The organism is Chryseobacterium sp. MEBOG06 (assembly GCF_021869765.1).
GTDB lineage: Bacteria > Bacteroidota > Bacteroidia > Flavobacteriales > Weeksellaceae > Chryseobacterium.
In genome coordinates this window covers 2,119,450-2,133,051 of sequence record NZ_CP084580.1, presented here as the reverse complement: position 1 = coordinate 2,133,051, position 13,602 = coordinate 2,119,450, and the positions used below count along the sequence as shown (strand labels likewise).

Here is a 13,602-nt window from a genome sequence, read left to right as displayed (position 1 = left end):
TAAACAACTATCTAAAAAAACGTCTTCAGGATATGAAGACGTTTTTATTTTTATTTCTTGTAAACTATAGGTAAGATCTCATTATGCCTTAACCCATATTTTTTAATTTCTTCTTCGGAGAATTTCTGCGAATAGAAGTTGGGTTCTATTTCAAAACCTGCCTTCTTTAAACGGTCAAAATAATCCATTCCGTACCAGCGAACATGATCGTACTGTCCGAAGTGTTTCTGGCGTTCTTTCGGGTCTGTGATTGTAAAATCTTCGTAAGTTTTCTCCAAAGAATTTTTCATCGGTACCTGAAGGATTCCCCATCCACCTGGTTTCATTACTCTATACAGTTCACTCATTGCTTTTGCATCATCTTCAATATGTTCCAAAACATGATTACAGAAAACAATATCGAAGGTTTCACTCTCAAAAGGCAAGTCCAGAATATCCGCCTTTACATCTACTATCGGAGAGTAAAGATCTGCTGAAATATAGTTCAGATTGCTCATCCTTTTGAATTTCCTTAAAAATTCCTGTTCGGGAGCAATGTGAAGTACTTTATAATTTTTAATGAAGAAATCAGTTTCATTCTGAAGATAAAGCCACATCTGACGATGTCTTTCCAGGCTTAAAGTTCCCGGGGAAAGCGCATTTTCTCTTTGCTTTCCGTATCCATAAGGAAGAAATTTCCTGTAGGATCTTCCATCTATAGGATCGTAAAACTCATCTCCTTTGAAAAACTGATAAATAAGAGGTCTTGCCCAGATGCTCATTTTAATCAGCATGGGGCGTGGAATTTTATTCAGTAAAAGTTTAGTTACCTTTTTCATTAAAAATCCAGTTGGAACTGCTTTTCTTCATCACTTACAATCCCTAAAGCTTCATACACATAGTCAAATGTTGAAAGCAATACCGGCTTACCGTTGATTACTGCTACATCATGTTCGAAGTGAGCAGATGGCAGATTATCTAAAGTAGTTACTGTCCAGCCGTCATTATGGAATTTTACTTTTTCGGTACCAAGGTTGATCATTGGTTCAATAGCAATAGCCAAACCGTCTTTGATCACTTTTCCACTTCCCTGTCTGCCATAGTTAGGTACTTGTGGATCTTCGTGCATCTTTCTTCCTAAACCATGTCCTACAAGTTCTTTTACTACTCCATACCCTTCTTTTTCACAATGTGCCTGGATAGCGTGGGAAATATCCCCTATTCTTTTTCCTCTTACACACTGCGCAATCCCTTTGTAAAGAGATTCTTTGGTAACCTGCAGTAATTTTTTAACCTCCGGTGCTACTTCACCGATTTCAAAAGTATAGGCATGATCTCCTACGAAACCATTAAGGATAACTCCACAGTCTACAGAAAGAACATCTCCTTCTTTTACGACTTCATTATTAGGAAAACCATGAACTACCTGGTCATTCGGAGAAATACACAGAGAGTTCGGGAAACCTCCATATCCCAAGAATGCAGGTTCAGCACCATGATCTTTGATAAAGTCATGAGCCAGTTTATCTAAATATAAGGTAGTAATCCCCGGTTTAATTTCCTTTGCCAACATTCCCAATGTTTTAGAAACCAGTCGGGCACTCTCCTTCATAAGACGCAATTCGTCTATCGTTTTTAATTGAATCATTGTTGTATAGATGTTAGATATTAGATACAAGAAGTTAATATCACAGCATTGTGTGCATTTAACTTTTAATGATCTATCAACTTTTCTAATAATACTCAAGAAGCTCAATAATGAATATGACACTAAAAAAACTACTGTTTAATGTCTGGCTTCTATGCTTGGTCTTACCAGAAAAGTCCTTTTTTCTTTTCTTTTTTTAATTTTGAATAGGCAAGAACTTCTTTTCCTTCTACACGGAATTCTATTCTCTCCTGAATAATATTGTAGATTTCGCCCCATCCCGGGAATCCACCTAAGTTTCTGTCGTCAATGAACCAATCTGCATCCAGTTTTCTGGATTGATTTTCAGAGTCAAAGACCTCTCCTTCAAAGCTTGAGTTTACTGCATAGAATTCGATTCCGTTTTTTTTGCAGAATTCTACTGCTTCATCTAACGTTTTTCCGTGTCTATAGGTCCAAAGAATAAGTCTGTATCCTTCTGCCTGCAGTCTTTTTAAAGTTTCGAAAGCAAAGGTTTTCGGTTTTCCAATTGCCGGATAAGCATCATCCACAACGGTCCCGTCAAAGTCAACAGCAATCTTTTTATTATTTAACATTTTGTTCTTTTTTAGCTTTGCAAAGATAAGAAATAAAAAAGAGTGCCAAAAAGAAAGGCACTCAATACTTTTATAAATTAAATAATAATATGGAACTTTTAGCTCTTTACCCAGTTGAACTGGAACTGAAGATCCGGAGTAGAAACTCTGTCTGTGATCTTCTGTAGTCTTGCAGGAAGCTTCATCAGGTATTCCTGAGCTTTTTCCGCTTTCTCTGTAAGACCTTTTACGTGCTCTATTTTCCACTCATCTAATAAGTCTTTCATAATATTGATATAATCATTCCCTGTATATACCATACATCTCTGTGCAGCATCTGAGAAATGCCCCCAAAGTTCTCCTGCTTTCTGTCCGGATTGTCTCATCAGGTGAGCAGGCATAACGATTTTCTTACGCATCATATCTTCGAACGCAAGAATCATTTCTGAAGGGTCTATTTCAAGGATTTTAGCTACGAAATGTTTATAAGCTTTAGCGTGCCTTGCTTCATCTGCAGCAATTACGCCACACATTTTGGCTAATTTACCGTTTCCTGACTGCTTTGCCAATGTTCCTACTCTTCTGTGAGAAATATTGGTAGCTGTTTCCTGAAAACTTGTATAAATAAAGTTTCTGTATGGATCCATACTGGTTCCAAGATCGAAACCGTCATTGATCAAATACTGAGTAGTGATCTCTACTTCTCTCATATTTACTCTACCACACAGATAAAGGTATTTGTTCAGCAGATCACCATGTCTGTTCTCTTCAGCAGTCCATGCTCTCACCCAGTTTGCCCAGCCTAGTTTTTCTTCCTGATTGATTCCATCTACTCCCATCAACCAGGACTCGTAAGATGGAAGAGCTTCTTCCGTGATACAGTCTCCAATTAATGTTACAAATAAATCATAAGGCATTTCACGGGCAAAAGTCTGAATTTCTTCTAAATCATGCTTAAAATCATCGCTTGAAGGATCTGGTAAATAATCGGAAGGCTGCCATATTTTTTCAATCGGCGTTAAAAATTTATCAAGAAAAGAACCTACTTCCTTTTCCAATATTCCCATTACTTCTTTCCTAACAAGCTTTTGATACATTTTACTATTCAGTTTTAATTGACAAAGATATGATTTATTTATTATTTAACGCATAATAAAGTATGCATCTCATACCTTATCTGACATATATCATAAAAAATGCCATTATATCATTATAACGGCATTTTTTTAATATTATTATTGAATTTTAACTAACTAAAACATCTCCTGTCATTGCTTCCGGTATTTCAACACCCATTACTTTCAGAATTGTGGGCGCTACATCGCCCAGCTTTCCGGGTTTCAAATTCCAGGTATGATCTTTATCCATTACAATAAAAGGAACCAGATTTGTTGAGTGCTGGGTGTTTGGAGTTCCATCAGGATTCATCATTACATCAGAATTTCCGTGATCTGCAAGAATGAAAACGGTGTATCCGTTTTCGTAAGCAGCAGCAGCTACCTTTTCAATGCACTGATCTACGACTTCTGCAGCTTTTACAGCGGCTTCAAATACTCCTGTATGCCCTACCATATCGGTATTGGCAAAATTCAGACAAACAAAATCGGCATTTCCCTGTTCCAGTTCCGGTACGATAGCGCTGGTGATATCATAGGCTGACATTTCCGGCTTTAAATCATAAGTAGGAACATCCTTCGGACTTGGGCACAGTAATCTTCTTTCTCCGTTGAACTCCTCTTCTCTTCCTCCTGAGAAGAAAAAGGTAACGTGAGGATATTTTTCTGTTTCAGCAATTCTGATCTGAGATTTGTTATTTTTTTCAAGAATTTCCCCCATTGTTTCTGTCAAAACATTTTCGTCAAAGACTACATTAACATTCTGGAATGTTTTGTCATAGTTCGTCAACGTAATATAATAAAGGTTCAATTTCTTCATAGAATATTCCGGGAAGTCTTTCTGTGAAAGAACTTCTGTAATTTCTCTTCCTCTGTCTGTACGGAAGTTGAAGCAGATTACCACATCATTATCAATGATTCTTGCTACCGGCACGATATTACCTGTTTCAGTAGTGTTTACTAAAATAATAGGTTTCAGGAATTCATCGGTTACCTTATTATCATAGGAAGCCTTAATAACTGCCAAAGCATCTGTGGTCTGCTCGCCTACTCCTTCTACAAGGGCATCATAAGCCAGTTTTACACGCTCCCATCTTTTATCTCTGTCCATCGCATAATATCTTCCGACAACGGTAGCCAGCTTTCCTGTGGTAGCTTCCATATGTTGTTGAAGTTCATCAATGAATCCAAATCCGGAATGCGGATCACAGTCTCTGCCATCGGTAAATGCGTGAACAAAAACATTTTCATCCAATCCGAATTCTTTTGCAGCAGTCAGTAATCCTTTTAAATGGTTGATATGTGAGTGAACTCCTCCATTGGAAACCAATCCGATGAAGTGTACTTTTTTATTTTCTTTTTTGGCATATTCAAAAGCATCCTGAATCACTTTTTCCTGTCCTAAAGTCCCGTTCTCAACAGCCATATTGAGTTTTACCAGATTTTGGTAAACTACTCTTCCGGCTCCAAGGTTCATATGTCCTACTTCGGAATTCCCCATCTGTCCTTCCGGAAGACCTACTGCCAGTCCACTTGCTTCAAGTGTTGTATGTGGGAATTTTTTGAAACAGCTGTCTATAAATGGTGTATTTGCTTTATCTATTGCGGAAACATCCGGGTTTGTTCCTAATCCCCATCCGTCAAGGATAGCCAGTATTGCTTTTTTCGACATTTTCTAAAACTTTTATATACAAATTTACCTAATTTCCGATGAATAGAAGAATTTGAGGTCCTGAATTTTGGGCATTCTTTTAAAATAAGGACCTTATATCTTTTTAATAATAATTCTGTGACTCTTCCTGTTTTATTCTGCATAGATTAAAGAGATTTATCAGAAACCCAACCAGCTTATCATCAGTATACAAGTATACAGCCAGCTAGATTCTTTAGCAATGACAATGACACTTTAAAAAAGCCGGATAAAGATCTGTTTTATCAAAATTCATGAAATTTCGTGATCATTTGCATTCATAAATCAGTAAATCTTTTTAATTTTGCTTTATGGATTTACGAGATCAATTGAAGAATCTTTTTCCTGATCATGATGAGCAGGATTTTGAAATGCCTGAGGAACAATTCAAGCAAAAGGAACCTTTAGTATGCAAATTTGAAAAAAAAGGGAGAAATGGTAAGCCGGTAACGGTTGTTGAAGGCTGGGAAGGCAGTGAGGAAGACCTGAAAAAAATCTCAAAGAAAATAAAAACCACCTTAGGAATAGGCGGTTCTGAGAAGGATGGAACGATTATCATTCAGGGGGATAACCGTGATAAAATCATGAATATCCTTAAAGAAATGGGATATAAAACCAAACGTGTTGGCGGATAAATCTAGAAATAGATCTGGGTTTCCGGCAGTGAGGTTTTTAAATTTTCAATTTTATTTTTCTCTATAGGATTTCCTGTAAGAATCAATGTTTTCAGATTTTTCAGCTGTTTGATTTCTACAGGAATATCTTTCAAATTATTGTTAGCCAGGTTCATGCTGACGATATTCTTTAATCCTTTTATTCGGGATGAAATTTCTGTGATATTGTTGCCGCTTACATTCAGAAATTCAAGATTTCTTGATTTAAAGAGGTTCTCCGGCAATTTTACAATGGCATTCTGCTGTAATTCAAGATATTTTAAGTTTTTAGGAAAGGATAAATTTCCCAAATCATTGATCTGATTATCTGAAAGGTTTAAAAATTTCAGATTTTTAATCTGATGCAGTCTGTCTGCAATAAAGCTGATCTGGTTCCCCTGCAGGTTGATTTCTTCCAGCGTTGGAATCTGCATTAATGCTTCCGGAAAAACGTTCAGATTATTGGCATCAAAATGAACTACTTTTAAGTTCTGAAGCTTTGCAATATTAGGATTGATGCTGGTCAGGCTATTAAGGTTCATCGAGAATGTGGTCAGTTTTTTAAGCTGGCTTATTTCATCAGGGATGTATTTAATACTGTTTTCATTAACGTTCAGTATTTCAAGTTCTTTTAGTGCAAATAATTCCTGATCCATCTTTTCAAGCTTATTGGCCATAATATTCAGAAAAAATACTGAGTCCAGCTTTACAGTCTTTGGAGGAAGATTGAACATTCCTTTTTCCCGAAAACTGATACTGTAAACTGTTTTTTTACTGGCTAAAGCATCCTCAATATTGGTAAAAGTAGGATATTTAACAGGATCAATCTGAGCCTTGAGCTGAGAAAGTGATACGATGGAAACAAGTAAGATAAGCTTTTTCATAAATATAAAAGACTGGCAGCAAAAAGTTGCTGCCAGACTGGAATTATTAATAATTTACTTCTTTAAAAGTTTTACGGTCTTCTGGAAACCTCCTTCTGCTTCAATATTTAAAATTAAAACACGAGATCCTTCCAACTGCTGCGTAAAGTCCAGGTCCAAAGCTTTGCTTGTACCATTGAATTTCTTCGTGTAAACAATTTTGCCATCCATACTGTAAGCTGTTACTGAAATATCTTTCAGTCCTTTTCCTGAATTGATTTTCACGATCCCTGAAGTAGGGTTTGGAGCGACAGTTACTGTATTTTCTGCTGTATTGTTTTCGATTGTTCCTAAAGATCCTTCGATACCTAAGTTATTCTTAAGAGCAATAACAACAGTTGCTGATTTTCCTTTATAGTTGATTGTATTCCCCGTTGCATCTACGTCTGTAGAAATGGTTGAATCCGGGTGCTGAACTGAGAAGAAACCAAATTTATGATCCGGAGTAAATGTAAGACCTGTAGGCTCTGCTCCTGCCGGCATAGAAGCAAATAGTCTTACTTTCGGATCAGCCTGAGTATGATCCGGTGCAATTACCCAAATATAGTTCTTACCACCATCCTGAAGAACCCAAAGGTTTCCAAGCTCGTCAAAAGTAAGGTTATCATTACCATCTGCCCATACTTCGGATTTCATTCCCTGAGCTGTATTGAAAGAATATACTGTAGAACTTCCTCCTACGAAAGTCTCTACCTGTGAAGCCGTCATTCCGTTATCCTGTAAACGGTACACTCTGTCTAATCCTTTTGCTGTAAAATAAATTCTGCCATCCAATGGGCTGATGTCTACATCTTCTACTCCATTAAATTTAGTACCTCCTAATGACAAAGCTAATGATGCTGTATTATTTTGATCTGCCTTTGTTTTATTCGGCACCTGAATCCATGTTGCTGTAGTTCCTGCCGGATCTCCTGCTGCCGTTAATCCCTGGTCTAATTTTAATACATATAGATTTCCTGAAGAAAGATCGTTTGGAGTATCCATAATATATTTATACACCATGTGAGTTCCTCCGTCTTCTCCATAATATGCAATAGTTCCTGCATTGTTGATCACTACATTCTCATGGTTCATAATTCCCATCTGCCAAAGTTTTCCTTTGGAACCGTTCGGGTTTTTAGAGATGACCTGAGCTGTGGCGGGATCAATCTCTACCAACCAGCCGTAATCTTTGTATCCATCTGCATTCAGATCATTGGAAGTAACAGATTCTTCTGCGGTAACCACTGTTCCCCAAGGTGTAATTCCTCCTGAACAGTTTCTGATCGTCTGTACCAGACTGGGATCTGAGAAGCTTACAGCTCTGGATTTGGTTAGCTGCCAAAGTTTGGTAGAAGCATTGTAATTGATCTCTGCCATTGTAACTCCTCCAGGATTTGTTTCATGGTTTACGGAAAGATATCCGTTTGTACTGCTTCCTGTTTTTGGTACATAGGCTGTAAAGTCATTCTGACCTCCTACTAATCCTCCACCTTCGGTATAGCTGTCGCCCTCTTTTAAGATAAGCTGATATTTATGCTCCGAAGGAATGATCAGTTTATCCGTTTGTGCTGTAGGAACGATAGACGTAAAACAGCTGATATGTGTTCCGTTACAAGCTACAGGGTTTGTAGTATTTGCAGTTGTCTTAAGATAAGCATCAATTCTAAGGTCTGAACTGGTTGCACTTCTGTTATGTAATTCAACAGAGATTCTGTTGACACCGTTTACAAATTTTGATTTTGGAATAGAAAAAATATTGTATACATTTTCTGCAGCCCCATCAATGGTTGTACTAGAGAAAGTATTGAATGTAACAATACCCGCCGGCATATTGTCTCTTACCACTTCTTCACCGTTAAGGTATACAATAATACCATCATCTCTCATCACACCAAGTTCCATAGTATCAGAAAGCGCAGAAAGGTCAACGGTAAAATCCTTAGCAAAATAAGCAGTAGTAAGCCCGGAGTTAATTGTTGTTGTTACAGGATCCCCGTAACCTAGCGGGCCATTGCCAACTGTCCATGTTGAAACATCATAGGTCTTAGCATTCCATCCTGTGGGCTGAGCCTGATTATTGTCTTTGTAGCTCCATAATGCTCCCTTATCAAATAATAAGGTCTGAGCCTGAATACCCGAGCAGGCAAGCAGAGCCAACGTTCCAATTGTTAGTAGTTTTTTCTTCATTTTTAATTTGATTTATTAGACGTTGCAAAACTATTTTTTTAGAGCCTTCCGTCTGTTAATAGGACTTTAAATATAAATCAGGGAATATTAAATTATTAAAAACCTAATGTTAAGGGGATTAATTTTCTGTTAATTGTTTCAAAACAAATTATATTCATAAGCTTAATCATTCACAAATGAGAAATTTTATTCAAAAACATGAATATTTTAGAAGATAATTTATTTTGAAATCAAGCTTTATTCTTATCTCTTAAAACTTTATATTTGTTATTATGATTGACACAGCTATGCAAAATAAAAAAATACATCAGGGTAGAAATATCAAACGTTTCCGGGAAATGCTGGGCATCAAGCAAGAAGCCTTAGCTTTCGAATTAGGTGAAGACTGGAATCAGAAGAAAGTCTCTCTTTTGGAACAAAAAGAAACGGTAGAATCTGATATTCTGGCACAGGTAGCTCAGGTTCTTAAAGTACCGGCTGAAGCAATTGAGAACTTTGATGAAGAAGCAGCAATCAATATAATCGCTAATACTTTCAATAATCACGATCATTCTTCCCCCCAATTTGCGAATGTTATTAATAATTCACCCAATTTTCATCCTCTTGATAAAATGGTTGAACTTTATGAGCGTATGCTGAAACAACAACAGGAAATGATTGATAAACTTGAAAAGCTGATTCAAAGCAAATAGAACAAGTTTATTCTTATCTCTTAAAACTTTATATTTGTTATTATGATTGACACAGCTATGCAAAATAAAAAAATACATCAGGGTAGAAATATCAAACGTTTCCGGGAAATACTGGGCATCAAGAAAGAAGCCCTAGCTTTCGAATTAGGCGAGGACTGGAATCAGAAGAAAGTCTCTCTTTTGGAACAAAAAGAAACAGTAGAATCTGATATTCTGGCACAGGTAGCTCAGATTCTTAAAGTACCGGCTGAAGCAATTGAGAGCTTTGATGAAGAACAAGCCATCAACATTATTTCTAATACAGCCTCATTTGATAATTGTCAACAACCAGCCTTTTTTAATAACCAACCCACTTTCAATCCTCTTGACAAAATGGTTGAACTTTATGAGCGTATGCTGAAACAACAACAGGAAATGATTGATAAACTTGAAAAACTGATTCAAACAAAATAAACAGACAGACTGATCCGGTCTATAAAATAATTTTAGGCTAAATTCTGAAACTGTGTAAACATAATCTACACCAATTTCAGAATTTAGCCTATTTTTTATAAAAACTATATTGTTTCTGTCCGAATTTCCAGTGCGCAAATAAAAACCATATCACGCTACCAGAATTCTACCTACTTCGCTTTACTCACATCCGTAAGAGCATTCAGGAAAGCAATAATCTGTCTGATTTCCGTTTGGGTAAGGTTTAATTTATCAGGTGCCAGAGTTTGATTTTTCATTTTTAATCCTAATCCTTCTCCTCCTCCTTCGTTATAGAAATCCATAACCTCTTCCAATGTATTAAAAGCTCCGTTATGAAAATAAGGTTTCGTAAGGGCAATATTTCTCACGGTAACTGTTTTGAACGAATAATCATAGATCCATGATTTTTCTTTTTTTACAGGGCTGTTTGCTCTTCCCATGTCATGATCCAATTCTATCGGCTGCTGATTGATTGGCTTTGTTGTTATTCCGAGAACTTCAGATTCATTTTCATTAAAAAACGGAGGTACAAGCCCGGAGAAATGGGGAGCAAAATGACAGGTGGCACAATTCGCTTTTCCCATAAAGAGGTTGAATCCTTTCTTTACATCCTCGGAAACATTCTTTTCATCTCTCATAAAGCGGTCAAAGTCGCTGTCAAAAGAATATAATGAAGCTACATAAGAACTTAAAGCTTTTGAAAAGTTTTCCTTATTGATATTTCCGTCTTTGAAAGCACTGCGGAATGCTTTTTTATATTCAGGTTTTGTTTTCAGTTTCTCAATAATGGTTTCGTAGCTTGTATTAAACTCATTTTCATTGTATATCACATGCTCTGCCTGCTGTTCAAGGTAAAAAGCACGAAGATCATAAAAGAATCTTTTAGCAAATACGGCATTATAAAGTGACGGAGAATTCCTTAAAACCGTTTTCCCTTCCACATTACTTTGGGATTTTGCTTTAAGATCTGTAAAAGCATTTTCCTGAAGATGGCAGGTTGCACAGCTCATTTTCCCATTACCGCTTAAATTTTGATCATAGAAAATTGACTTTCCGAGATTGCGTAAGTGAGGACTGTCTTCTGAAGATTTCAGTAAAGTATAAAAATAAGGGTCTAAAAAGTCACTGCTGAAAAAGTTTTTATTTCCTACATTCCAGCCTGAGAATTCTTTGAGGTCATCGGCTCTGCCATCCCATTTCCCGAATTCTTCATACAGCGGATGTATGTATTTTTTATAAAATTCAATTCTGTCAAAAGTTTCAAAATCGGTATTTTTTGAAAGGTAACCTACAGCTTCTGTTAAGATTTGATTTGCTTTCTGCGTAGTATAATTTTTAAAATAAGGATCATCATTGATGTATTTTTGTATTCCTGAAAGTGCGTGTGCCGTTTCTTCTGAAATATTTAAGGAACCAGGTGTATCAAAACCTGTCACTCCCAGTGAATATATCCTGATCAGTTCTATCCGCAAAGGCAAGGTCTTATTATTTCCTTTACTTAATCCATTTTTCACTGCACTCAGGTAGAAACCGGAATAGCTATTGTATAAAAAGTCTGTAATAGTCTTTATTTTCTCTTTTTCATCCCCTGCCTCTTCTGAAAAAATAAGTTCATCCAAAACCTGTAATCCTTCCGGAGGTAAAGTATATGCCGTTGTTCCCGCTGCTTCTATATGAAATAAAGGGGCAGCATTAAGGTGGGTTTTGGTAAATTCAGGATAATGATAAGCTACGTAGAATTCTATTTCTTTAAATGAATTTCTGGTACTGCTTAATGATTTTTGCAGTTCATCAATTGAAATCTGGTCTTCTGAGAACTTGCGAACATCTGATTTTAGCTTTTCAAGCTTCATTTTAAAATCAGACAAACCTTTATTGACAAATGTATTTTCACTTTCTTTTCCTTTATAAACAGGATTGAAAGACATAACTGCAAATCCTATCAAAAGGACGACAACAAGCAGTGGATAAGATCTCATTAATTTTTAACGGCAAAGCTACCAATCTGATGTTATCTCAGTTTTAATAGCAGATTAAATAATGTTTATATTTCTGATACAATATTTTTTACTAATTTTAAACCCCGAAATCAAATTCATTATTCTAGAGAAAACCGGTTATTCTAAAATACCGGAAAATAATGGCGTGAGATTATGGGGAGAGGATTTTTTTAATTAAATTCAATACATCAAAAACTAAAATAATATTATGAAAACAAAACTGTTGTTTGCAGTAGCAATAAGTTTCCTTTCTATTACTGTATTTTCGCAAAAGAAAAAGCTCGCAGAAAAGCCAGCCGGGAAGAAACAGGAAACAGCAGTCTATGCAGAGAAGAAAGGAAGTGATTATTATCTCGTTCGTCTGGAAAAAGATAAAGACATTCCCAATGTGTATGTGTATTCTAACGGAAGTACAAAGCCTTATAAAAACTACACTGATCTGAAGGATGTCATCATGGAATTCCCCGGAATAATGACTTCTAACAACTCTACCAAAGAAGAGCTGGTTTCTATTCTTAAAAAGGATGATCATTTTTATGAGATTACCTCTCAAAGGAAAGATCCTAAAAATATTGAAAAGACTATTGTTACCGTATATGAAGTAATGAATGGGCAAAGAAGAATTGTAGAAGAATACGGATCCATCTATGAGCTGATGGCCTCACCTTATAAAGAAGCAATTCTAATTAATTATTAAAAAAACAAAAAATATACATATTATGCTAAATAAACTAGCTGCCTCAGAACTTGTTCTGAATGAAGATGGAAGTGTATACCACCTGAATCTTTTACCTGAAGATATTGCTGATAAAATCATCCTTGTGGGTGACCCTGACAGAGTGGCAAAAGTTTCAAAATATTTTGACACCGTAGAAATCAAAAAAAATAAAAGAGAATTCTATACCCATACAGGGACTCTGCGTGGTGAAAGAATCACCGTAATGTCAACAGGTATCGGAACTGAAAACATTGATATCGTAATGAACGAGCTTGATGCTTTGGTGAACATCGATCTTAAAAATAAAGAATTCAAAACTGAACATAAAGCTCTTGAGCTTTTCCGTATGGGAACATGTGGAAGTGTAAACCCTGATGTACAGGTAGACAATATGCTTGTTACTCAAAACGTAGTAGGACTGGATGGTCTTATGCATTTCTACCAGGATTACAGTTTCGAGAATGAGTTCTCTAAAAATTTCGTGGAGAAATTCCCATATGAAAAAATTAAGCCTATGCTTTACTTCTCAGACTGGGCGGAAGAAATGGGTGAATATTATAAAGATGCCAAATATCACGGTAATACGGCAACGTTCCCCGGGTTTTATGCTCCACAAGGGAGACAGCTTCGTCTAAAAGCGGTAGATGATCAATTCCTTGAAACATTGAATGACCTTGGAATCACCAACTTCGAAATGGAAACTTCTGCTATCTATGCACTTTCAAAATTATTAGGCCACAAAGCAATTACAGTAAATAATGTAATTGCAAACAGAAGACGTGGAGAATTCTCTGCGGATCACCATGCTTCTGAAAAAAACCTGATTACATGGGTACTGGACAGAATTATTAAATAAATATTGTACACATATTACATATAAAGAGCTATTCTCGTTGAGGATAGCTCTTATTTTTGATAGGCTTCGGCTAATTTGTATTATTTAAAAACGTGCTAAAGCCCGTCCCT

General features: G+C 36.3%; 13 protein-coding genes. 5 read left to right on the top strand and 8 right to left on the bottom strand.

Going from position 1 to position 13,602, the window contains the following annotated elements:
- Nucleotides 1–50: 50 nt before the first annotated feature.
- From LF887_RS09775 to gpmI, 5 genes are all read right to left on the bottom strand, one after another.
- Nucleotides 51–818 (bottom strand): class I SAM-dependent methyltransferase, encoded by a 768-nt coding sequence (locus LF887_RS09775; protein WP_236859003.1) that lies wholly within the window; start codon nt 816–818, stop codon nt 51–53.
- On the bottom strand, nt 818–1,627 hold the full coding sequence (map, locus tag LF887_RS09770; protein ID WP_236859002.1) for a type I methionyl aminopeptidase: 810 nt from the start codon (nt 1,625–1,627) through the stop codon (nt 818–820). Before map ends, LF887_RS09775 begins: the two co-directional genes overlap by 1 nt.
- Before the next feature lie 164 nt (nt 1,628–1,791).
- A complete protein-coding gene (locus tag LF887_RS09765; RefSeq protein ID WP_236859001.1) occupies nt 1,792–2,223 on the bottom strand; it encodes a BT0820 family HAD-type phosphatase in 432 nt (143 codons plus the stop codon).
- 98 nt (nt 2,224–2,321) lie between these two features.
- Nucleotides 2,322–3,299, bottom strand: a complete 978-nt coding sequence (locus LF887_RS09760; protein ID WP_236859000.1) for an acyl-ACP desaturase — start codon at nt 3,297–3,299, stop codon at nt 2,322–2,324.
- Nucleotides 3,300–3,447: 148 nt separating this feature from the next.
- On the bottom strand, nt 3,448–4,989 hold the full coding sequence (gene gpmI, locus LF887_RS09755; protein WP_236858999.1) for a 2,3-bisphosphoglycerate-independent phosphoglycerate mutase: 1,542 nt from the start codon (nt 4,987–4,989) through the stop codon (nt 3,448–3,450).
- 329 nt (nt 4,990–5,318) lie between these two features.
- Here gpmI and LF887_RS09750 point away from each other — a divergent pair, with 329 nt between their 5' ends.
- Nucleotides 5,319–5,642, top strand: coding sequence for a translation initiation factor (locus tag LF887_RS09750; protein ID WP_236858998.1), 324 nt, complete (start codon nt 5,319–5,321; stop codon nt 5,640–5,642).
- Nucleotides 5,643–5,644: 2 nt separating this feature from the next.
- Here LF887_RS09750 and LF887_RS09745 read toward each other — a convergent pair whose 3' ends face one another.
- The gene (locus LF887_RS09745; RefSeq protein ID WP_236858997.1) at nt 5,645–6,544 is read right to left on the bottom strand and encodes a leucine-rich repeat domain-containing protein; all 900 of its coding nucleotides are present in this window, start codon (nt 6,542–6,544) and stop codon (nt 5,645–5,647) included.
- Nucleotides 6,545–6,598: 54 nt separating this feature from the next.
- Nucleotides 6,599–8,752, bottom strand: a complete 2,154-nt coding sequence (locus LF887_RS09740; protein WP_236858996.1) for an alkaline phosphatase PhoX — start codon at nt 8,750–8,752, stop codon at nt 6,599–6,601.
- 272 nt (nt 8,753–9,024) lie between these two features.
- Between LF887_RS09740 and LF887_RS09735 the strand changes: the two genes are divergently transcribed.
- Both LF887_RS09735 and LF887_RS09730 read left to right on the top strand, forming a co-directional pair.
- Nucleotides 9,025–9,444 (top strand): helix-turn-helix transcriptional regulator, encoded by a 420-nt coding sequence (locus LF887_RS09735; RefSeq protein ID WP_236858995.1) that lies wholly within the window; start codon nt 9,025–9,027, stop codon nt 9,442–9,444.
- 42 nt (nt 9,445–9,486) lie between these two features.
- The gene (locus tag LF887_RS09730; protein ID WP_236858994.1) at nt 9,487–9,897 is read left to right on the top strand and encodes an XRE family transcriptional regulator; all 411 of its coding nucleotides are present in this window, start codon (nt 9,487–9,489) and stop codon (nt 9,895–9,897) included.
- Between the two features lie 170 nt (nt 9,898–10,067).
- On the opposite strand, the gene LF887_RS09725 is transcribed toward LF887_RS09730, so the two are convergent.
- Nucleotides 10,068–11,897, bottom strand: a complete 1,830-nt coding sequence (locus tag LF887_RS09725; RefSeq protein WP_236858993.1) for a cytochrome-c peroxidase — start codon at nt 11,895–11,897, stop codon at nt 10,068–10,070.
- 229 nt (nt 11,898–12,126) lie between these two features.
- Between LF887_RS09725 and LF887_RS09720 the strand changes: the two genes are divergently transcribed.
- Entirely contained in the window at nt 12,127–12,615 is a 489-nt protein-coding gene (locus LF887_RS09720; protein WP_236858992.1) for a hypothetical protein, read from the top strand.
- Nucleotides 12,616–12,637: 22 nt separating this feature from the next.
- Nucleotides 12,638–13,492, top strand: coding sequence for a nucleoside phosphorylase (locus tag LF887_RS09715; RefSeq protein WP_236858991.1), 855 nt, complete (start codon nt 12,638–12,640; stop codon nt 13,490–13,492).
- Nucleotides 13,493–13,602 lie beyond the last annotated feature (110 nt).